The 17,286-nt window shown below is 65.5% G+C and carries 25 protein-coding genes; 14 read left to right on the top strand and 11 right to left on the bottom strand.

Going from position 1 to position 17,286, the window contains the following annotated elements; all coding sequences use genetic code 11:
* The first annotated feature begins 26 nt into the window (after positions 1–26).
* The 3 genes from AB8841_RS10295 (at position 27) to AB8841_RS10285 (ending at position 1,020) form a co-directional block, all read left to right on the top strand.
* Positions 27–404: a hypothetical protein gene (locus AB8841_RS10295; protein WP_370435764.1), complete on the top strand. Its 378-nt coding sequence runs from the start codon at positions 27–29 to the stop codon at positions 402–404.
* Between the two features lie 152 nt (positions 405–556).
* A complete protein-coding gene (locus AB8841_RS10290; protein ID WP_370435763.1) occupies positions 557–868 on the top strand; it encodes a hypothetical protein in 312 nt (103 codons plus the stop codon).
* A complete protein-coding gene (locus AB8841_RS10285) occupies positions 865–1,020 on the top strand; it encodes a hypothetical protein (protein ID WP_370435762.1) in 156 nt (51 codons plus the stop codon). Before AB8841_RS10290 ends, AB8841_RS10285 begins: the two co-directional genes overlap by 4 nt.
* 116 nt (positions 1,021–1,136) lie before the next feature.
* On the opposite strand, the gene AB8841_RS10280 is transcribed toward AB8841_RS10285, so the two are convergent.
* Positions 1,137–1,643 carry a hypothetical protein gene (locus AB8841_RS10280; RefSeq protein WP_370435761.1) on the bottom strand — a complete coding sequence of 169 codons (507 nt, stop codon included), beginning with the start codon at positions 1,641–1,643 and terminating at the stop codon, positions 1,137–1,139.
* Positions 1,630–1,878: a hypothetical protein gene (locus AB8841_RS10275; protein WP_370435760.1), complete on the bottom strand. Its 249-nt coding sequence runs from the start codon at positions 1,876–1,878 to the stop codon at positions 1,630–1,632. Before AB8841_RS10275 ends, AB8841_RS10280 begins: the two co-directional genes overlap by 14 nt.
* Positions 1,879–2,016: 138 nt before the next feature.
* Between AB8841_RS10275 and AB8841_RS10270 the strand changes: the two genes are divergently transcribed.
* Genes AB8841_RS10270 through AB8841_RS10255 form a run of 4 tightly spaced genes read left to right on the top strand, consistent with a single transcriptional unit; the run spans position 2,017 to position 4,053 of the window.
* Complete coding sequence (locus tag AB8841_RS10270) at positions 2,017–2,958, top strand: DUF3829 domain-containing protein (RefSeq protein WP_370435759.1); 942 nt, start codon at positions 2,017–2,019, stop codon at positions 2,956–2,958.
* The gene (locus AB8841_RS10265; protein ID WP_370435758.1) at positions 2,958–3,095 is read left to right on the top strand and encodes a hypothetical protein; all 138 of its coding nucleotides are present in this window, start codon (positions 2,958–2,960) and stop codon (positions 3,093–3,095) included. Before AB8841_RS10270 ends, AB8841_RS10265 begins: the two co-directional genes overlap by 1 nt.
* Before the next feature lie 5 nt (positions 3,096–3,100).
* The gene (locus tag AB8841_RS10260) at positions 3,101–3,550 is read left to right on the top strand and encodes a hypothetical protein (protein ID WP_370435757.1); all 450 of its coding nucleotides are present in this window, start codon (positions 3,101–3,103) and stop codon (positions 3,548–3,550) included.
* Entirely contained in the window at positions 3,547–4,053 is a 507-nt protein-coding gene (locus AB8841_RS10255) for a hypothetical protein (RefSeq protein WP_370435756.1), read from the top strand. The genes AB8841_RS10260 and AB8841_RS10255 overlap by 4 nt, the downstream gene beginning before the upstream one ends.
* A gap of 93 nt (positions 4,054–4,146) precedes the next feature.
* On the opposite strand, the gene AB8841_RS10250 is transcribed toward AB8841_RS10255, so the two are convergent.
* Positions 4,147–4,788 carry a LysE family translocator gene (locus AB8841_RS10250; RefSeq protein ID WP_370435755.1) on the bottom strand — a complete coding sequence of 214 codons (642 nt, stop codon included), beginning with the start codon at positions 4,786–4,788 and terminating at the stop codon, positions 4,147–4,149.
* Positions 4,789–4,937: 149 nt separating this feature from the next.
* On the opposite strand from AB8841_RS10250, the gene AB8841_RS10245 reads away from it, so the two are divergent.
* The 3 genes from AB8841_RS10245 (at position 4,938) to AB8841_RS10235 (ending at position 7,094) form a co-directional block, all read left to right on the top strand.
* The gene (locus AB8841_RS10245) at positions 4,938–5,543 is read left to right on the top strand and encodes a LemA family protein (protein ID WP_370435754.1); all 606 of its coding nucleotides are present in this window, start codon (positions 4,938–4,940) and stop codon (positions 5,541–5,543) included.
* Between the two features lie 120 nt (positions 5,544–5,663).
* Positions 5,664–6,485: a YgcG family protein gene (locus AB8841_RS10240; protein ID WP_370435753.1), complete on the top strand. Its 822-nt coding sequence runs from the start codon at positions 5,664–5,666 to the stop codon at positions 6,483–6,485.
* Entirely contained in the window at positions 6,486–7,094 is a 609-nt protein-coding gene (locus AB8841_RS10235; RefSeq protein ID WP_370435752.1) for a TPM domain-containing protein, read from the top strand.
* A gap of 180 nt (positions 7,095–7,274) precedes the next feature.
* Here AB8841_RS10235 and AB8841_RS10230 read toward each other — a convergent pair whose 3' ends face one another.
* The 3 genes from AB8841_RS10230 to AB8841_RS10220 all read right to left on the bottom strand — a co-directional run bounded on the left by AB8841_RS10230 (position 7,275) and on the right by AB8841_RS10220 (position 10,127).
* Complete coding sequence (locus tag AB8841_RS10230; protein WP_370435751.1) at positions 7,275–8,024, bottom strand: DUF1223 domain-containing protein; 750 nt, start codon at positions 8,022–8,024, stop codon at positions 7,275–7,277.
* A gap of 17 nt (positions 8,025–8,041) precedes the next feature.
* A complete protein-coding gene (locus tag AB8841_RS10225) occupies positions 8,042–9,001 on the bottom strand; it encodes a lipid A biosynthesis lauroyl acyltransferase (RefSeq protein ID WP_370435750.1) in 960 nt (319 codons plus the stop codon).
* A gap of 103 nt (positions 9,002–9,104) precedes the next feature.
* Positions 9,105–10,127 (bottom strand): zinc-binding dehydrogenase, encoded by a 1,023-nt coding sequence (locus tag AB8841_RS10220; protein ID WP_370435749.1) that lies wholly within the window; start codon positions 10,125–10,127, stop codon positions 9,105–9,107.
* A gap of 281 nt (positions 10,128–10,408) precedes the next feature.
* Here AB8841_RS10220 and folP point away from each other — a divergent pair, with 281 nt between their 5' ends.
* Genes folP through folK form a run of 3 tightly spaced genes read left to right on the top strand, consistent with a single transcriptional unit; the run spans position 10,409 to position 12,094 of the window.
* A complete protein-coding gene (gene folP, locus AB8841_RS10215; protein WP_370435748.1) occupies positions 10,409–11,233 on the top strand; it encodes a dihydropteroate synthase in 825 nt (274 codons plus the stop codon).
* 26 nt (positions 11,234–11,259) lie between these two features.
* On the top strand, positions 11,260–11,628 hold the full coding sequence (folB, locus tag AB8841_RS10210; protein WP_370439238.1) for a dihydroneopterin aldolase: 369 nt from the start codon (positions 11,260–11,262) through the stop codon (positions 11,626–11,628).
* Positions 11,621–12,094 carry a 2-amino-4-hydroxy-6-hydroxymethyldihydropteridine diphosphokinase gene (gene folK, locus AB8841_RS10205; RefSeq protein WP_370435747.1) on the top strand — a complete coding sequence of 158 codons (474 nt, stop codon included), beginning with the start codon at positions 11,621–11,623 and terminating at the stop codon, positions 12,092–12,094. The genes folB and folK overlap by 8 nt, the downstream gene beginning before the upstream one ends.
* 16 nt (positions 12,095–12,110) lie before the next feature.
* Here folK and AB8841_RS10200 read toward each other — a convergent pair whose 3' ends face one another.
* The 5 genes from AB8841_RS10200 to AB8841_RS10180 form a co-directional block, all read right to left on the bottom strand.
* Positions 12,111–12,857 (bottom strand): SDR family oxidoreductase, encoded by a 747-nt coding sequence (locus AB8841_RS10200; RefSeq protein WP_370435746.1) that lies wholly within the window; start codon positions 12,855–12,857, stop codon positions 12,111–12,113.
* Between the two features lie 4 nt (positions 12,858–12,861).
* Positions 12,862–14,142 (bottom strand): beta-ketoacyl-ACP synthase, encoded by a 1,281-nt coding sequence (locus tag AB8841_RS10195; RefSeq protein WP_370435745.1) that lies wholly within the window; start codon positions 14,140–14,142, stop codon positions 12,862–12,864.
* Between the two features lie 13 nt (positions 14,143–14,155).
* The gene (locus AB8841_RS10190) at positions 14,156–15,274 is read right to left on the bottom strand and encodes a beta-ketoacyl-ACP synthase (protein WP_370435744.1); all 1,119 of its coding nucleotides are present in this window, start codon (positions 15,272–15,274) and stop codon (positions 14,156–14,158) included.
* Positions 15,267–15,734 (bottom strand): 3-hydroxyacyl-ACP dehydratase FabZ family protein, encoded by a 468-nt coding sequence (locus tag AB8841_RS10185; protein ID WP_370435743.1) that lies wholly within the window; start codon positions 15,732–15,734, stop codon positions 15,267–15,269. The genes AB8841_RS10190 and AB8841_RS10185 overlap by 8 nt, the downstream gene beginning before the upstream one ends.
* A gap of 135 nt (positions 15,735–15,869) precedes the next feature.
* On the bottom strand, positions 15,870–16,151 hold the full coding sequence (locus AB8841_RS10180) for an acyl carrier protein (RefSeq protein WP_370435742.1): 282 nt from the start codon (positions 16,149–16,151) through the stop codon (positions 15,870–15,872).
* Between the two features lie 312 nt (positions 16,152–16,463).
* Between AB8841_RS10180 and AB8841_RS10175 the strand changes: the two genes are divergently transcribed.
* On the top strand, positions 16,464–17,186 hold the full coding sequence (locus AB8841_RS10175; RefSeq protein WP_370435741.1) for a protein tyrosine phosphatase: 723 nt from the start codon (positions 16,464–16,466) through the stop codon (positions 17,184–17,186).
* Positions 17,187–17,286: the final 100 nt, after the last annotated feature.

Here is a 17,286-nt window from a genome sequence, read left to right as displayed (position 1 = left end):
TCTCCGAAACGTTCTTCGGAGGGACTATGATGCTTCGGGTCCTGATCGCCGCGGTCGCGGCAAACGCGGCGGCTCCATGCCTGTTCGTCCTCGTGGTCGGCACTGCCATGGCGCTGACCGACCCGAACCTTCCCAGGACTTTAGGATCACATCTAGGGGTATCCTTCGCGGTCCTGCTACTCAGCTTCAACGCGGTCTTCTCGACGGCGCTTCCCGCTTCGCTTCTCTTTGCGCTCATCGGATTCTGTTGTCGCTGGCGCTCTCCCTGGATCTGTCAGGCAGGAGGAGCGGCTATCGGACTCGGGTTCGTCCTGTTGCACTGGGGCTTCACCGTCCGTCTCCTGCTCCGGCCGTTCTTCTACGAGATCATGGCCATCAGCCTCGTCTGCGCCTGGCTCTACTAGCTGATGGCACGAAAGATCCTGGCTGAAGCGGCAAAGCGAGCATAACCACGCGCCGACACATTCTCGGCGTTCTGGCCGCCACCATCGCCGCTCCCTATCTCGTCTTGTTCCTGTGGAGCCTATTCGGCCTCGTCTCGGGCGATCAGGTTGGGATGAAGGAGCCTCTCGATCTGCTCAAGGTCATTTCCATGGGCACCTTCGGCGTTGTGGTGTTTGGAATCCCCCTGCTGGTCCTCGCAAGCCTCTGCGCAATGGCGGTGAATACCGCCAAGCGGCCGACCTGGTGCGGACCAGTATTGGGCGGGATCATCCTCGGCCTCGGCTTCACGGCGGCCCTTTCTACCGATGACAGCCCGCCAATCCCGTTCCTGATGTCAAGCGCTCTCTCCGGCGCCATCTGCGGCTGGATTTATTGGCGCATCGCCATACGGCCCCGTCAAACCGTCGAGCCTCAGCCATCATGAAGCGCCAGCTCCTGAGCGTGTTCACGGCGAGCACCCTCGTCCCTTACTTGGCTGCCACCCTCTATGCGGGATTCAGTTCCCTGACGGCCCAGATCATATGGCCGTTCCCGGACGTGATCCGAGGACCGGTCCCGGCCATCTCGATTGCGTGAAGCACCGCGCACGTCGGATCGGGATCGTCGACACGGGGCCGGTGATGACGTGAGAGGAACAGGCGCCCCAAGAACCTTGAGCACCGACGGGTGCGCGTCGGAAGCCGCGCAACGTTCTAAGCGCTGTCCCGCACCGCCTGCGCGCGCTTGCCCGCCTGCGAGACGCGACCGACGTCCATTGGCCTGACGATCCGATCGCGACGGCTGCTCGCGTTCTTGTGCATGCCCTTCCGAGGCGTCCTGCCGGCATCGGGCCGCGCTGATGCCTCCGAACCCTGCCGCAAGGCGAATGCACGGTGGGCGTTGGCGCGAAGCTCCTCTGCTTTGCGGCGCGTGCGCTCACTGTTGATTCGGGTCAGCGCCTCGGCCAGGACACGGGCTTTCTGACGGTTGCCCGCATCCTTCTTCTCGAAGGCCGTGGCTTGCCGGCCCTTGCCACGGACCTCGCGGCGCTGGCGATGGGCAATATCCCGAGCGCGGTCGCGCCGCTCCCGTAGGCGCTGTGTCAGCTCCTTGAGCGCCGCGTCCTCCAGCTTGCCCAGCACTGGATACCGGGTCTGTTCGACGAGGGTGTATTCCTCGTCGTTCATGAGCCGCCGCTCGTCCAGCTTAGACGTCGCCATGGCGTTCTCCTGCGTGAATGCCCGCTGCCCGGTTCTTTAAGTAGCGCGTCGCCAAGGACAGAAAACCGGTCCGTTCTGCCGCCGCGATATTCTCGCCACCTGCGGCCAGCTCTAGAGCGAAACCGAGAAGCTGCGCCCCTTCGACATCGTCGGGCCGCCCGAACCTGTTGTCGCTGCGCACCAGAATATGATATAAAGTACCAATGAAGGGATGTCCGGAGCCGCCGGCATCCAAGCGACGCCGCTAGAGCCTTTTCCATGAACTTCGGTTCACGGAAAAGGCATTTGTTGTTTGAGAAAGACGCCTTTTCTTCGCAAAACCGGCATCCACTTTTGCGGAAAAGGCTCTAGCCCTCCCCTTGAGACCTCCGCCATGATCCGCACCCTGCTCCTCTCTATCGCGCTCCTCAGCACAGTCCCCATGGCGGCTGCCCAAGCTCCCGATGCGGCCCGGCGACAGCAGACGGACGATGCCGCTCTCGAAACGATCAATGCGAAGATGAACGCCTATGTGGCGCTGATGAACCGGACCCTCCGGGCCAGCGAATCCATCGAACGTTACAAGAGCTGGGTCGATATGGAGAAGGGCCCGGTCAACAAGAACCGGGCCTTCGGCGTCTACGAGCTCTACGATGTGACGGACCTGATCGCGGAGGCATCGGAAGCCCTCGGCCAGGGGCCGAAGCTGCCCGATCTCGACAGCAGCATGAAGGCCTATATCGAAGCCTATTCGGGGCTAGCGCCCATCATCGACGAAGCCAACACCTATTACGAGCGCAAGGATTATCTGGACGACAATCTGGCGCGCGGGAAGCAGATCCATGCGAGGCTCGCGCCCGCCGCCAAGGCATTCCTGGCGGCCCGCGCCAAGGCATTCCTGGCGGCCCGCGCCAAGGTGGAGCAGGATTTCCAGGCCGAGCGGGCGAACCTCGCCATGAGAGAGCTTGCGGCCATCGAGCAGCGGGAGGGCCGGAAGGCCCATTGGCACCGCACCCATCTGATGATCACGGCCCGGCGCATCGTCGACCGCCTGCCGGACAGCGACGATCCCACCGTCGATGTGGCTGCCCTCGATGCCGACGTGACGGCCCTGGTGAACGCCTCCGCGGGTTTCGAGGATTACCGGAAATCCGACCCCGACGCCCTGAAGAGCCTCCAGGGTGGCGTCCGATCTTTCGTGGCAGCGGCGCGTGAGTTTCGCGATACGATCAAGCCCTTGAAAGGCGATCTCCGCCGCGGGGGAGGACAGCAGGCCCAGGCGCTCGTGAATGCCTATAATGCGCTGGTCGGGTCCGCCAACAACGCGGCGGATTGATGAGGCGGCAGATCGTCGGACTTTTAGCAGCCAGTGCGATGGCTCCCTATGCCATGGTCTTCATCGTGCTCGCACTCGAGCCCGTTCTTCAGATCGATCTTCTTTCAATCGAACTGCCGACGCCTCTGGAGCCGTGAGCCGGATGCCTGACGACGTATCCAGACATGTGAAGGCACTGGTCATTGCAAGTGCGTCCGCACCCTATCTGACATCCCTATTCATGGGCCTTCCGTCTCTCGCCGAACACGGCCTCAGCGGCATTGGCGATGCCTTCGAATACTTGGCGGCGACCTTAATCGTGGGAACCGCCGGACTCGTGATCTACGGCCTTCCCATCGCTATTGCGGCGGGCGGCTTTGGAGGCGTCCTGATCTGGATAGGCTTTCGTCACCCAGCCATCGCGATCATGTTCGGTGCGGCACTCGGAGCTTTGTTCGGCTGTGTTCTTCAGGCTGGACAGGAGCGGACGGGAAACGGCTTCTGGCTAATCCGCATCTCGATGATACTGTCCGGCGCGATCTGCGGCTTCATCTATTGGCGCATCGCAATCCGGCGGACTCCCGAGGCGGGCCATGCTATAGCCGAGCCATGATCCGCTGGCTGCTCCTCGTCCCCTTCGCGCTCCTCATCGCCATCGGCATGAGCAGCGTGTTCTTCCTCATCGCCTCGATGGTCGATCCGCTCATGGCGACGCTCACGGGGGAGACGCTGTTCGTGGGGCTCTGGAACCTCGTGGACGCGGTGTTTTCCAGCCAGGATCCGGGTCCTATCGTGGCCGAGGCCATGCTCGGCGTCGGCCGGATCATGTTCACGCTTCTCGTTCTGCCGCCCCTGGTGATCGCGGTGATCAGCGAGGCGCTGAAGATACGCAGCCTCGTCTGGTATGCGGTAGCCACCGGCGTGTTCACCGCCTCCGTGCCGTGGATCCTGCGCGGGGCGGCGCGGGTCGCCAATCCGGCGGAACTCCATGTGAGCGCGATCCTCGGCCTGACCGGCGCGGTAGCGGGATTGGTCTATTGGACCATCGCGGGCCGGGACGCAGGCGGGCGCGGCACTCCCCCGCCTCCGACCGCATCGTCTCGTCTGGAAAAGTAGGCACCCCTATTCCAGACGAGACGATGCGGTTTTGAGAGAATGCAGCATCGGATCAGTCCCAAAAGTGCAAGTCACTTTTGGGACTGATCCGATCTACCGCGCAGACGCCGTCAGGATCTTGACCGCGAAGGCCCCGAAGAGGCCCGCGAAGGAATAATCGATTCCCCGCATGAGCTTCGGATGGTTGCGCAGGAGCGCCATCACCTTCTCGGCGCCCAAGATCATGGCGGCCCCCATGGGGCCCGTGAGCGCGATGAAGTAGAGGCCGAGGAACAGGAGCTTGTCGGAGGCGTGGGGATCGTGCGCGTCGACGAATTGCGGCAGGAAGGTCACGAAGAACAGGACCACCTTCGGGTTCGTGAGATTGATGCCCACGCCCACGAAGAACGTCTTCCAGAACGAGACCTCGGCACGACCCTCCTGCTTCACCGACAGGGCCGAGCCGTGGCGCACGGCATCCACCGCGAGCCACAGAAGATAGAGCGCTCCCACGACTTTCAGAACCGTGAACGCCGTGACCGAGGCCGCCAGCAGGGCCGAGAGGCCCAAGGCCGCGAGCAGCGTATGGACGCAGCACCCCGCCATCGCTCCCAGCATCGCGGCCATGCCGGCCTTGCGCCCGCCCGACATTGTCTTGGCGAGGAACAGGCTCATGTCCGGCCCCGGCGTGATGAACAGCAGGAGGCAGGCGAGGGAATAGGCAATCAGGGTACTGAAGTTCGGCAGGAAGGTCATGGGAGTTTTAGGCTTTGCTCGTGAATCCGCGGATCTTGCCCCAATCGCCCATGCGCAGCCAGTGAAAAATGCCTTGTAGAAACGCTACGCCTGACCCATCTGTTGAACCCGGTAACGTTGCGAAAAATTTCAATCCCGAGAGGACAGATATGACGGCTTCGCCCCTGCGGACACGGATCAGGGCCGCCCTGACCGGATTGGCTCTCGCGCTCGGCCTCTCCGCCTGCGGGATCAACAACGTGCCGACCCTGGAAGAGCAGGCCAAGGCCGCCTGGAGCGAGGTGCAGAACCAGTATCAGCGCCGGGCCGACCTGATCCCGAACCTCGTCGAGACCGTGAAGGGCTTCGCCCAGCAGGAGCGCGAGGTGCTGACCCAGGTCACGGAAGCCCGCGCCCGGGCCACGCAGATCAAGGTCGATGCCTCCACGGTGACGGATCCGGAAAAGTTCCGCCAGTTCCAGGAGGCGCAGAACCAGCTCTCCGGCGCACTCGGCCGCCTGCTCGCGACGGTCGAGCGTTATCCGGAGCTGAAGTCCAACGCCAACTTCCTGGCCCTGCAATCGCAACTGGAGGGCACCGAGAACCGCATCGCCGTGGCGCGCCGCGACTACATCTCGGCCGTGCAGGCCTACAACACGGAGCTGCGCACGATCCCCGGCCGCTGGATAGCGGCCGTGGTCTATCCGGACGCCAAGCCCATGGAGACCTTCACGGCCACCGCCGGCTCCGACCGGCCGCCCGAAGTGAAATTCTAGCCCATCATGCGAAAAAGTGGCCCCGGTTTTTCGCAAGAACGATGCGCTCTTTCCAAGACGGGAGCATCGGATCCATTCCCAAAAGTGCAAATCCACTTTTGGGTCCGATGCTCTAAGCGGATGACGGGCCCGGGTGCCTTCTCCTCCTTTGGGAGACGGGTGCGGCCGCACCATGCGGGCGCTCTCATCGCGGCGCTCGTCCTTGCCCTCTTCGCCCTCGATGCCTTCGCCCAGACATTCCCGCCGCTCACCGGACGCGTGGTCGACGCGGCCAATGTCCTGAAGCCCGACGAGCGGGCGGCGCTCGAGGCCAAGCTCAAGGCGTACGAAGATAAGACCTCCGACCAGGTGGTGGTGGCCACGATCCGCTCGCTCGAAGGCACGAGCATCGAGGATTACGCCAATCGCCTCTTCCGGGCCTGGCAGCTCGGGCAGAAGAAGAACGACAACGGCGTCCTGCTGCTCGTCGCTCCCACCGAGCGCAAGGTGCGCATCGAGGTCGGCTATGGGCTCGAAGGGGCGCTCACCGATGCGCTCTCGAAGGTCATCATCACCACCGCCATCGCGCCGCAATTCCAGAAAGGCGATTTCGCGGGCGGCATCAACGCGGGCGTCGACGCCATCCTGTCGATTCTCACCGGGGATGCCCAGGAATGGCAGCGCCGCGCGGAAGTCCGCGAGGATCAGACCTCGAATCTCGACACCTTCATCACCTTCCTGATCATCGCCTTCATCCTGTTCCAGGTCTTCCGCGCCATGCGCGGCGGCGGCGGCGGCGGGGGCGGCAGACCAGGCGCCTACGGCCGCAGACGCGGTTCCGGCCCCTGGATCATTCCGACCGGCGGGGGCTGGTCGGGAGGCGGAGGCTGGTCCGGTGGGGGCGGAGGCTTTTCGGGCGGGGGCGGCTCGTCCGGCGGCGGCGGTGCCTCGGGGAGCTGGTAGATGATTTCAGAACACGACCGGACCCGGATCTCGCAGGCCATCCACGACGCCGAGAAGACGACCGCGGGCGAAATCGTCGTGGTGGTGACGCGCCAAGCCAATGCCTATCTGGCGATCCCGGCTCTCCTGGGCCTGTTCGTGGCGCTCCTCGTGCCCTGGCCGCTGATCTGGTTCACCGAGCTCGGCCCCTCCCGGATCTTCCTGATCCAGCTCGTCGTGGCCTGCGGCCTCAATCTCGTCTTCGGGTGGCCCCGGGTGCATCTGGCGCTTGTTCCCGGATCGATCAAAAGGGCGCGGGCCCACGAGGCGGCCGTCAGGGAATTTGCGAGCCATGGATTGTCCCGCACGCAGGGACGGACCGGCGTCCTGATCTATGTCGCGGCGGCGGAGCGCTATGCCGAAATCATCGCCGATATCGGGATCGCCGACCGGGCCGGCCCTGCCGCGTGGCAGGAGATCATCGCGGATCTCGTCGAGGCGATGCGCCGGGAGAAACCGGCCGACGGGCTGCTCCGGGCCGTCCACCGCGCGGGCGTCATCCTGGCCGAGCACGCGCCGCCCGGGGCGCAGGACAGGAATGAACTGCCGAACAAGGTGGTGATTCTCTAGCGCATCGTGCGAAAAAGTGGACCCGGTTTTTCGCAGCAAACGATGCGTTGTTCTACAGCATCGGACGTGACATCGAACCCACATTCGATGCAGTCAGCCTATGGTCTTGAGCATCTTTTCACGCAAAACCGGTTCCCACTTTTCACGTCCGATGCTCTTGGGGGGCGGAGACCCGCGCGCTCAGAGGCCGGCGCTCTTGGCGGCTCCGAGGATCACGCTGGGCTTGTCATCCTCCTCGGCCTGCAGGAGCACCACGTAGCCGTCGGCGCCACTGCGGGCAGCCTCGGCGGGCAGCTCGAAGCGGGCGGAGCCGCCGTGCCATTCGCCGATGCGCTTCAAGCCCCGCACCACATTGGCATAGGTGACGGTCCTGCCCTTGTTCTCGCCGCGCTCGATGGGCACGGTCTGCGACCGCAGGACCGGCAGCACCCAGACCTCCGCTTCGCGATGGGCGACCTCGGCGATCTCCGTGATCGACACGATGATCATGCCATTCTGCTCGGTCAGCGCGATGTCGACCGGAAGAGTGGAGCGGCCCTTCGCGGTCGTCTGGATCGCTTTCTCGATCTGCGCCCGATCGGAGCCGATGCAGGACTTCTTCCCGTTCACGATCATCTGGGGCGTAAACACCTGACGGTCGCTGCGTGCGTGGGCATAATCCTTCTGCCGGTGGGTGAACTCGGCATGGGCAAGCGTGTCCTTCCAGCCGAGATAATCCCAGTAATTCACCGGAAAGGAGAGCGCCACGATGTCGGGCTTCTGGGAATATTCCACCAACAGCGCATCCGCCGGCGGGCAGTTCGAGCAGCCCTGGCTGGTGAAGAGTTCGACAACGGCGCGGGGAGGTTCCGCGAATGCGGGCTGCAGGAGAGCGGTAAGGCCGGAGGCCACCAGAACGAGTTTCAATCGGGACGCCATGATGCCCGTCATGAAACACCAAGGCCCGTTCATTGGGAACTCACGTTACCTTGAGCGAGGCCCTCGGTTTTGGCGGGAACCCGCCAGCGGCGATGCATCCAGAGCCATTGTTCGGGATATTCCCGGACCCAGGCTTCCACCACCGACGTCATGGCCTGCATCGCCCCCTGCACGTTCACTTGCCCGTCCGGATCGCGCGGCAGGTCGAGGGGGGGCGTGAGCTGAAGGCGGAAGCGGTGGCCCGGCAGGCGGATGACGCGCACCCCGTGAACGGGGCAGTCGAAGCGGCGGACGAACTTGCCCAGAATCGGGTTCACCAGGGCCGGGCGGCCCATGAAGTTCACGATGACGCCCCGGGTGAAATGCTGATCGATGAGCATGCCCAGATGCCCGCCCTTCTCCAGCGCCCCCTGCATGGCGAAGGCTGCTCCCTGGCGCGCCGCCTCGAGATTCCCCATGGTCTCGCTGCGGATCTCGTGCAGGACATGGGCAATGGCCGGATCGTTCGGCGCCCGGAAGACGGCGGTGGCGTCCAATCCGAAACGGGCCGCGCAGATGGCGGGCAATTCCCAGTTGGCGAGATGGGCCGAGAAGATGATCCCGGGCCTGCCGTCGTCACGCAGGCTGAGGAAATGCTCGATGCCGTCGACCTCCGTGCGTCCGGGAACGGTGCCGTCCGGGTCGAAATCGAACAGGTTGCCGAGATGCGGATATTCCCCGCCCGTGCGGCCGAGATTATTCCAGGCCGCGCGCGCCAGGGCTCTCACCTCGGCCTCGGGCTTGTCCGGATAGGCCGCCCGGATATTGGCGAGTGCCGTCCGATGCGCCTTCAGGAGCGGCCCGATGGTGCGGGCGAGCGCCGCACCTAACGAGCCCGAGCGCTCCGGCCCGATGGCGCGCGAGAAGGCGAACACGCCGCGCACGACGCCGACCATGACCGTCTCCACGAGACGCGAGAGAAGGCTGCGAGGGCGGGAGTTATGCTGCACGATGGGAAAATCCGGGCGTGGACAAGGAAAAAGGCTCCGCGTGTTTTTCGCGAGGAGCCCGTTTCGTCAAGATCTATGGTGAAAGGCCGGTTCGTACCAGGGGTCAGAAGGTCACGATGACCTTGCCGAAGACCTTGCGGCCTTCGAGACGCTCCAGACCCTGCCGGAACTCGTCGAGGGGATACACCGAGTCGATCACCGGACTCATCCCGCCCGCCATCTTGTCCAGGGACTGGGCGATATTCTCCATGCGGCAGCCGAAGGAGCCGAAGATCCGGTATTGCTGCTGGAAGAGCTGCATCAGGTTCATGGTGGTGGACACGCCCGAGGTCGAGCCGCAGGTGACGAGGCGGCCGCCGCGCTTGAGGCAGAGTAGGCTGCCGTTCCAGGTCTCCGCGCCCACATGCTCGAACACCACGTCGACGCCCTTGCGCTTGGTGAGCCGGCGCACCTCGCCCTCGAAGCGCTCCGTGCGGTAGTTGACCACGTGATCCGCGCCGAGGGCCCTGGCCTTCTCGCCCTTCTCGTCATCGCCCACAGTCGTGTAGACCGTGCAGCCGATGGCCTTCGCCATCTTGATCGCCGCCGTGCCGATGCCGGAGCCGCCCGCATGGACGAGGATCGATTCGCCCGGTTCGAGCCTGGCGTTGTCGAACAGCATGTGCTGCACCGTGCCGAAGCCGATGGGCGCGCAGGCCGCCTGCTCGAAGCTCACCCCCTTCGGCACCGGGATCACGAGGCGCTCGGGGCGGTTGATGAGCTCGCGGGCGAAGCCGTCGATATGAAAGCCCATGATCCCGGCCACGTTCTCGCAGAGATTGTCGCGGCCCTCCCGGCAGGCCCGGCAATGCCCGCAGGTCTCGGCGCCGTACATGGTGACGGGGTCGCCCACCTTGAACCGGGTCACGCCCTCGCCCACGGCCGCGATCTCGCCCGCGGCCTCCACGCCCACGGCCTGCGGCATCTTGCGCTTGGCGAACGCCATTCCGCGGAAGCCCCAGACGTCGAGATAGTTCAGGCCGAGCGCCTTGACCCGCACCTGCACCTCGCCCGCGGCGGGCGGCGGCGGCGCGTCGATCTCGGTGATGCGAATGTCACGGTCGCCGAAAAGCTGAAGGGAGCGCATGAGGGACAATCCTGTTCGTCGTCACCCCGAACATTTTCGGGGATCCCGTGTCTTTGATCCGCCGGGTTCTTGAGACCTGAATGGCCGGAACATACCTGCCATGACGGGAGAAATCTGTTGGCGGCGGCTTAAAGTGTGCCAAAGCGAATGACAAGCTCTTGTCGCTGCCCCGATCCGCTCCGCGGGCCGGTCGAGGCTCTCGATCTCCCTGTCGACCTGCCTCTCGACCTGCCGGACAGAATCCGACAAGGGGCACAATTTCGTCTCAGCATGGCGCCACGATGACATCGTCTCCAACTATCCTTCCCGGCCTCGGCTCCCGCACCCTCGTGATGGGCGTGCTCAACGTCACGCCGGATTCCTTCTCGGACGGAGGGCTTTTCCTCGATCTGCCAGACGCCCTTGCGCATGCGGAGCGGCTGGAGGCCGAGGGCGCCGACATCATCGATATCGGCGGGGAATCCACCCGTCCGGGATACGTCCCGATCGGCCCCGAGGAGGAGCAGCGGCGCGTGCTTCCGGTGATCCGGGAACTCGCCCCGAAGCTGACGGTGCCGATCTCGATCGACACCTACCGGGCCGCGACCGCCCGCGCGGCCCTCGTGGCGGGGGCCCGCATCGTCAACGATATCTGGGGCCTCCAGCATGATCCCGACATGGCGGCGGTCGTCGCGGAGCACGGCGCCCCTGTCGTGATGATGCACAACAGGCCGCAGGCCGATGCGGCCATCGACATCGTCGCCGACATGCTCGCCTTCTTCGAGCGTTCGCTCGATCTCGCGCGGCGGGCCGGCATCCCCGACCGGAACGTCATCCTCGATCCCGGCATCGGCTTCGGCAAGACGGGCGAGCAGAATATCGAGGCGCTCCGCCGCCTGCCGGAGTTCAAGGCGCTCGGCTTTCCGCTGCTCATCGGCGCCTCGCGCAAATCCGTGCTCGGGCGGTTCTACGCTCCGGACGTGCCGCCGCGAGAGCGGCTGTTCGGCAGCATCGGCGGACATGTGGCGGCGGTGGCGCGCGGAGCCGATATCGTGCGCGTCCATGACGTGAAGGCGCACGCAGAAGCCTGCCGCGTGGCGGACGCCCTGGTGAGGAGCCCGGCATGAGCGAATTCAGGACGAGTACACCCGGCATGAGCGACCGGATCACCGTGTCCCGCCTCGCGCTCTATGCGCATCACGGCCTGCACGAGGAAGAGGCCCGGCTCGGCCAGCGCTTCTATATCAGCCTGACCTGCGCGCTCGACCTCAGGCCCGCCGGCGAAGCGGACGATTACGGGCAATCCGTCTGCTATGCCGCGCTCGCTCGCGTGGCGCACGAGACGGCGACGACCCGCCGCTTCCGCATCATCGAAGGCCTGGCCGAGGCGATCGCCGCGAAGGTTCTGGAGGCCTTTCCGCGCGTCGCCGAAGTGACCGTTCTGGTCGAGAAGCCGGAGGCTCCGGTGCCTTTCGTGATCGAGGGCGTCTCGGTCGAGATCAGGCGCGCCCGCCATGGCTAGGGCCACGTTGAGCCTGGGCAGCAATCTCGGCGACAAGCGCGCCGCCATCGCGGGCGCGATCGCCGCACTCGAACACGACGGCATCACGATCCTGGCCCGTTCCGCCGATTACCTCACCGAGCCGTGGGGGCCGGTGGAGCAGGACCGGTTCGTGAATGCCTGCATCCTCGTGGAGACCGGCCTCGCCCCGGTGGCCCTGCTGTCCCTGTGCCTGCGGATCGAGCGGGAACTGGGGCGCATCCGCGAGATGAAATGGGGGCCGCGGGTCATCGACATCGACGTTCTGACCTATGACGATCTCGAACTCGGCGAGCCCGGCCTGGTCCTGCCGCATCCGCGCATGCTGGAGCGATTGTTCGTCCTTGTCCCGCTCGCCGAGATCGCGCCGGATCTCATGGTGCGCGGGCAGCGCATCACGGAGGCCCTCGCGGCGCTGCCGCCCGAGGAGATCCGGAAACTCGATTGAACGGGTGTCCTCGGAATTACCGATGCACGCCCAGCATCGCGGTCAGGCCGCCGTCGATGGGCAGCACCGCGCCGGTGATGTAGGCGGCAGGTTCGCTCATCAGAAATGCCGCGAGGCCCGCGATCTCTTCCGGCTTCGCGAAGCGTCCGGCCGGGATCTGCTTTTCCATGGTGTCGCGATAGGCTGCGTAAGGGGCCATCATGTCCGTGTCGATGAAGCCCGGCGCGATCACGTTGACGGTGACGTTGCGCTTGGCGGTCTCGACGGAGAGCGTGCGGCAATAGGAGATCAGCGCGCCCTTGGAGGCGGCATAGGCCGCGTTGCCGGGATTGCCCTGGAGCGCCGCCACGGAGCCGATCGCGACGATACGCCCCGCCCGGGCGCGGACCATGCCGCGCATGAGGGATTTGGCGATGCGGGTGAGCGACCAGAAGTTCACCTGCATGGCGGCTTCGGCCTTGTCCTGCTGCATCATGGCGGCGAGCGCGTCGTAGGGCTGGCCTGCATTGTGGACGAGCCCGAAAAAGCTCTCGCCCTCCAGCATCTCGCAGAAGGTTTCGAGGGCCGCCTTGTCGGCAAGGTCGATCGCATGCGCCCTGACGCCGCGGCCGGGATGAGCCTGCATCACCTCCTCGGCCAGCGCCTTCGCGGCATCGCCCGACGAGCGATAGGTGAAATCCACGTCGTGGCCGGCCGCCGCGAGCGCGCGCACGATGGCCGCTCCGACGCCTTTGCCGCCGCCGGTGACGAGAATGCGCGTCATGAGTTTAAGCCCCCTTGGGCTCGGCCCCGAAGACGAGGCAGGTGTTCTGGCCGCCGAAGCCGAAGGAATTGGAAAGCACGAATTTCACATCCGCGTCGCGCGCGACATTGGGCACCACGTCGAGCGGGATCGCCGGATCGGGCATCTGGTAGTTGATCGTCGGCGGCAGGCGGCCCGTGGAGAGCGTCAGCAGCGACATCACCGCCTCCACCGCGCCCGCGGCGGTGAGCGTGTGGCCGATCATCGACTTGTTGGACGAGATCGGAAGGCTTCCCATGCGCTCGCCGAATACGGCCGTGCAGCTCATGGCCTCCATCTTGTCGTTCTCGGGCGTCGAGGTGCCGTGCGCGTTGATGTAGCCGATCTCGTCGGGCGTGACGCCCGCGTCGTCGAGCGCCTGACGGATGGCCGCGATGGCGGGCGAGCCGTCCGGGGACGAGCGGGTACGGTGGAAATGATCGCCCTTCTCGCCGCAGCCGAGCACATAGCCGAGGATCGTCGCACCCCGCGCCTTCGCGGTCTCCGCATTCTCCAGAACGAGGGCGGCGCCGCCCTCGCCCATCACGAAGCCGTCGCGGTTCTTGGAGAAGGGCTTCGAGGCGCCCTCCGGAGTCTCGTTCTGGGTGGAGAGCGCCGAGAGCAGGGAGAAGCGGATGAGCGATTCCGGATTGACCGAGCCGTCCGTGCCGATGCAGAGCGCCGCATCCGTCTCGCCCCGGCGGATCGCCTCGACGCCGAGCTGGATGGCGGTGGCGCCCGACGAGCAGGCGGTCGAAAGCGAGATCGGCGAGCCCTTCGTGCCGAAGCGGTCGGCGACCCGGTCCGCCACGGTGCCGAAGATGAACAGGTCGTGCCACGCCTTGAAGCGGCCGGTCGCCGCAGCCTGCAAGAGATCCTTGTAGGTGATCTCGCCGGCCTGATCGGAGGCCTCTGCCAGCGCCTTGCGCTGCGGCCATTCCATCTCGACCGGCGGCACGGCGATGAACAGCGCGCCCGGAAAATCGCCCGACGCCAGTCCAGACTGCCCGACGGCTTCATCCGCCGCGAGAACGGCGAGGCGCTCGGAGAGCATCGGGGCGCAGAAGGGCTCCACGTCGATGAAATCGATGGTGCCCGCGATCGTGGTGCGCAGGCCTTCCGTGGGGAAGCGGTTGATGCGGTGAATGCCCGATTGCCCGGCCGTCAGCGCGGCCCAGGTGGCGTCCTTGCCCTGGCCGAGAGAGGTGACCACGCCGATGCCGGTGACGGCGACGAGCGGACGGCCCTGTTTGTCGCGAAGCGCCATGCCGTTCTCCTGTTCAAGCCTTGGTGAGCCGCAGGGCGCCTTCGCCGCGCCAGTGACCGACCGAGGTCACGAGGGCGTCGTTTGCCTTGGCCTGCGCGATGAGGCCCGCCGCGAGCGCCACGCCCGCGGGCGCCTGAGCCTCCATGGCATGGCCGATCAGGTCGCCAGTCGCGTGGATGGCGGCCCCCGGAGCGATGTCCCTCAGAGCGGCCTGCTCCTCTTCCGTGATACCCTTTACGCCGGTCGCGCCGGAGATCACGACGTCGGGCTTCGCCTGAAGCTGCGCGGAAAGGCCGTGGAGCGCCTGCTCGACGCTGCCGGGCTGGCGGCGGGAGCGATCCGAAGCGACGCCCGCGAGGGCGGCGAGCGGCTTGGCGCCACGCTCTTGCGCATGGTCGCGGGCTTCGAGCACCAGGAAGCAGGCGGCCGAACCGAGAATCATGCCGCCGCCTTCCGCGGGGCGGCTCCAGACCGGCCGATAGGGCTTCTTCCAGAGGAATCCGCCCATCTCGTAGATCAGCAGCACGTCGGGTCGCTCGGCATTGTAGGCGCCGCCGACGAGGAAGATGTCGTCCTGGCCCGAGGCGATGCGCTGACGGGCGATGCGGATGGCGTCCACGCCGCTCGATTCCTCGCCCATGAAGGTGCGCGATCCGCCCGTGACGCCATGCACGATGGAGATGTTGCCCGCGAGCAGGTTCGAGAGCTGAGCGAGAAAGAGCGTGGGCCGCAGGTCGCCCATCAGGCGCTCGTTGAGAAACACGCCAGGATCCCCGGCCGTCCGGAGGCCCGTCAGGATCTGCCCGTCGACCGCGTAATCGCGTTCGCCTCCCCCGGCCGAAACGATGAGCTGCATGCGGCTTTTAAGCCCCGCATCGTCCTTCGCTCCCGCCGAGTCGAGGGCCAGGCCTGCGGCATAGCAGCCGAGCCTCTGCCAGGCCTCCATCTGCCGCTGGTCGGATTTCTTCGGGATCTGGCGGTCCCATTCCAGCGCCCTCGCCCGATGAACGGGATGGGGCGCGAAAGTCTCGTCGTCCGTGTTCGGTGTGCCGGACAACGCGGCCAGATGCACGTCCAGGCCCTCTCCCGCGCAGGAGACGATGCCGATTCCGGTGATCACGACGTCACGCATCCTGGATCTCCCCTATCAGGCCGATGCGCTGGGCCTGAGCCCGCATCTGGCCGTCCATGCCGTTCGGGAAAGGCATGATCCTGAACCGCAGCTCAGCATCGCAGATCGGCTTGCCCTCGGCCAGAATCTTGGCCTTGGTCACTGCATAGCCCGAGCCTTCATGCTCCAGCTGGGCCTGAACCGTGAGCACCGCGCCGGGGCCCACGAAGGTGCGAAAACGCGCCTTGTCCACGGCCATGAGGAACGGCATGTGGGTGAAGCCCATGAGGCCGAGCACGAGATAGCCGGAGGCCTGGGCCATGGTCTCGGTGAGCAGGACGCCGGGCACGAGAGGATGTCCGGGGAAATGCCCTTCGAAGACGGGGCTTTCCTGCGGCACCGTGGAGGTCACCTCGATCCGCTTCGCGTCGCGGTCGAGGGACACCACCCGGTCGATCATTTCAAAATATTCGAGGCGCATCCCGATCCCGGTCTCTATCGTTCCCGGCGGGCGGTCCAGGAAAAGGAATCCATGAGGCGGGGCTCTGGAATGGATCGCCTCTTCGGGCCGGCCTCAGGTCGGTCCGGCCCACCGGGATGGAAATCTTGTGGTGCTTCAAGCCTGCTTGGCGGCGACGAGCGCGTCGATGCGCGCCACGAGGTTCTTGAGAACGAAGTATTCCTCGGCCGGAGCCTTGCCCTCGTTGACTTCCTGGGTCCACTGCTCGAGGGGCAGCTTGATCCCGAAGGCCTTGTCGACGGCGAACGCGATATCGAGGAAGGCGAGCGAGTCGATGCCCAGATCGTCGATGGCGTGGCTCTCGGGCGTGATCTGCTCGCGCGGGATGTCGGCGGTCTCTGAAATGATGCCGGCGACGGTCTCGAAGGTGGACGACATGACGCCGCTCTCCTGAAATGCTTGACTCTCAACGATTCCGCCGCCACCGGACCCTATCAGGCCCAGATCCAGCCGCTCTTTTCGTCAAGGAGGGTTGTATCGGAACGCTCCCCTTACACGACGGGGGCCTCAGCGGCAACCGATTGGTTGCGTCCCGGCTCTTTCCTGATCGCCGCACGATGACAGAACCTGCGGCAAAGGTTAAGAGGGCAGCCGATTGATTAATCCATTTCGATCGTCGATAAGGGCCAACCCGGCGCCCCCAAGGCTCCTGATCTCACTGGCAGAATACGATTTCGAGACCGGATCAACGTGCTCAACAGGTTCCGCAGACCTGCCGTTCGTCGCGCACGACGCATGGCTCGCATCGCCCGATGGGATAAACCCGTCCAGGGCACCTTTGGCCGCTTGTGCGCCTGGGCCAACATGCTCCTCGTCGACCATGGAGTCTTCCGCCTGGTCTACCTGAACAAGCACCGGGTCACCGACCGGCTCTGGCGCACGGCCCAGCCGGCCCCGCACCAGATCGAGGCGCTCAAGAAGAAAGGCGTGCGCACCATCGTGAACCTGCGCGGTGGGCACGAGCACGGCTCCTGGCAGCTTCAGAAGGAAGCCTGCGAGCGCCTGGGCATCAATCTCGTGGAATTCGTCATCCGCTCCCGCGGCGCACCGGACCGGAAGTCCCTCCTCACGGCCAAGGACTTTTTCGAGCGCATCGAATATCCGGCCGTGATGCACTGCAAGTCCGGGGCCGACCGGGCGGGCTTCATGGCGGCGCTCTATCTCATCCTGCACGAGGGCCGGAGCGTGGACGAGGCCCAGCGGCAGCTCCACATGCGCTACGGCCATTTCCGGTTCTCGAAGACCGGCATCCTCGATGCGTTTTTCGACGCCTATCGCCGCGACGGCGCGGCCAGGGGCCTATCGTTCCTGACCTGGCTGGAAACCGTCTACGACGCCAAGGCCCTCGAGCGGGAGTTCCGCCCGGGCTACTGGTCGAACCTGCTCGTGGACAAGATCATGCGGCGGGAATAGCGGCGGACGGCCGCCCGTTCCCCGCGCCCCCTGTCGCATCGTGCGAAAAAGTGGTCCCGGTTTTTCGCAAGGACGATGCGCTCTTTCCAAGAAGGGAGCA

The organism is Microvirga sp. TS319, assembly GCF_041276405.1.
In the GTDB taxonomy this organism is placed as follows: domain Bacteria; phylum Pseudomonadota; class Alphaproteobacteria; order Rhizobiales; family Beijerinckiaceae; genus Microvirga.
Note: the sequence above shows the minus strand (reverse complement) of the source record. Positions and strands in the feature narration are given on the sequence as shown.

What these genes read in the sequence shown, in the direction of transcription:
- AB8841_RS10295 (WP_370435764.1), top strand. Translation starts at nt 27, where the DNA reads ATGATGCTTCGGGTCCTGATCGCCGCGGTCGCGGCAAACGCGGCGGCT.
- AB8841_RS10190 (WP_370435744.1), bottom strand. Translation starts at nt 15,274, where the DNA reads ATGCGTGACGTCGTGATCACCGGAATCGGCATCGTCTCCTGCGCGGGA.
- AB8841_RS10290 (WP_370435763.1), top strand. Translation starts at nt 557, where the DNA reads ATGAAGGAGCCTCTCGATCTGCTCAAGGTCATTTCCATGGGCACCTTC.
- folB (WP_370439238.1), top strand. Translation starts at nt 11,260, where the DNA reads ATGAGCGACCGGATCACCGTGTCCCGCCTCGCGCTCTATGCGCATCAC.
- AB8841_RS10245 (WP_370435754.1), top strand. Translation starts at nt 4,938, where the DNA reads ATGACGGCTTCGCCCCTGCGGACACGGATCAGGGCCGCCCTGACCGGA.
- AB8841_RS10230 (WP_370435751.1), bottom strand. Translation starts at nt 8,024, where the DNA reads ATGACGGGCATCATGGCGTCCCGATTGAAACTCGTTCTGGTGGCCTCC.
- AB8841_RS10285 (WP_370435762.1), top strand. Translation starts at nt 865, where the DNA reads ATGAAGCGCCAGCTCCTGAGCGTGTTCACGGCGAGCACCCTCGTCCCT.
- AB8841_RS10220 (WP_370435749.1), bottom strand. Translation starts at nt 10,127, where the DNA reads ATGCGCTCCCTTCAGCTTTTCGGCGACCGTGACATTCGCATCACCGAG.
- AB8841_RS10250 (WP_370435755.1), bottom strand. Translation starts at nt 4,788, where the DNA reads ATGACCTTCCTGCCGAACTTCAGTACCCTGATTGCCTATTCCCTCGCC.
- AB8841_RS10255 (WP_370435756.1), top strand. Translation starts at nt 3,547, where the DNA reads ATGATCCGCTGGCTGCTCCTCGTCCCCTTCGCGCTCCTCATCGCCATC.
- AB8841_RS10180 (WP_370435742.1), bottom strand. Translation starts at nt 16,151, where the DNA reads ATGTCGTCCACCTTCGAGACCGTCGCCGGCATCATTTCAGAGACCGCC.
- AB8841_RS10260 (WP_370435757.1), top strand. Translation starts at nt 3,101, where the DNA reads ATGCCTGACGACGTATCCAGACATGTGAAGGCACTGGTCATTGCAAGT.
- AB8841_RS10265 (WP_370435758.1), top strand. Translation starts at nt 2,958, where the DNA reads ATGAGGCGGCAGATCGTCGGACTTTTAGCAGCCAGTGCGATGGCTCCC.
- AB8841_RS10200 (WP_370435746.1), bottom strand. Translation starts at nt 12,857, where the DNA reads ATGACGCGCATTCTCGTCACCGGCGGCGGCAAAGGCGTCGGAGCGGCC.
- AB8841_RS10195 (WP_370435745.1), bottom strand. Translation starts at nt 14,142, where the DNA reads ATGGCGCTTCGCGACAAACAGGGCCGTCCGCTCGTCGCCGTCACCGGC.
- AB8841_RS10280 (WP_370435761.1), bottom strand. Translation starts at nt 1,643, where the DNA reads ATGGCGACGTCTAAGCTGGACGAGCGGCGGCTCATGAACGACGAGGAA.
- AB8841_RS10270 (WP_370435759.1), top strand. Translation starts at nt 2,017, where the DNA reads ATGATCCGCACCCTGCTCCTCTCTATCGCGCTCCTCAGCACAGTCCCC.
- AB8841_RS10240 (WP_370435753.1), top strand. Translation starts at nt 5,664, where the DNA reads ATGACGGGCCCGGGTGCCTTCTCCTCCTTTGGGAGACGGGTGCGGCCG.
- folK (WP_370435747.1), top strand. Translation starts at nt 11,621, where the DNA reads ATGGCTAGGGCCACGTTGAGCCTGGGCAGCAATCTCGGCGACAAGCGC.
- AB8841_RS10185 (WP_370435743.1), bottom strand. Translation starts at nt 15,734, where the DNA reads ATGCGCCTCGAATATTTTGAAATGATCGACCGGGTGGTGTCCCTCGAC.
- AB8841_RS10235 (WP_370435752.1), top strand. Translation starts at nt 6,486, where the DNA reads ATGATTTCAGAACACGACCGGACCCGGATCTCGCAGGCCATCCACGAC.
- folP (WP_370435748.1), top strand. Translation starts at nt 10,409, where the DNA reads ATGACATCGTCTCCAACTATCCTTCCCGGCCTCGGCTCCCGCACCCTC.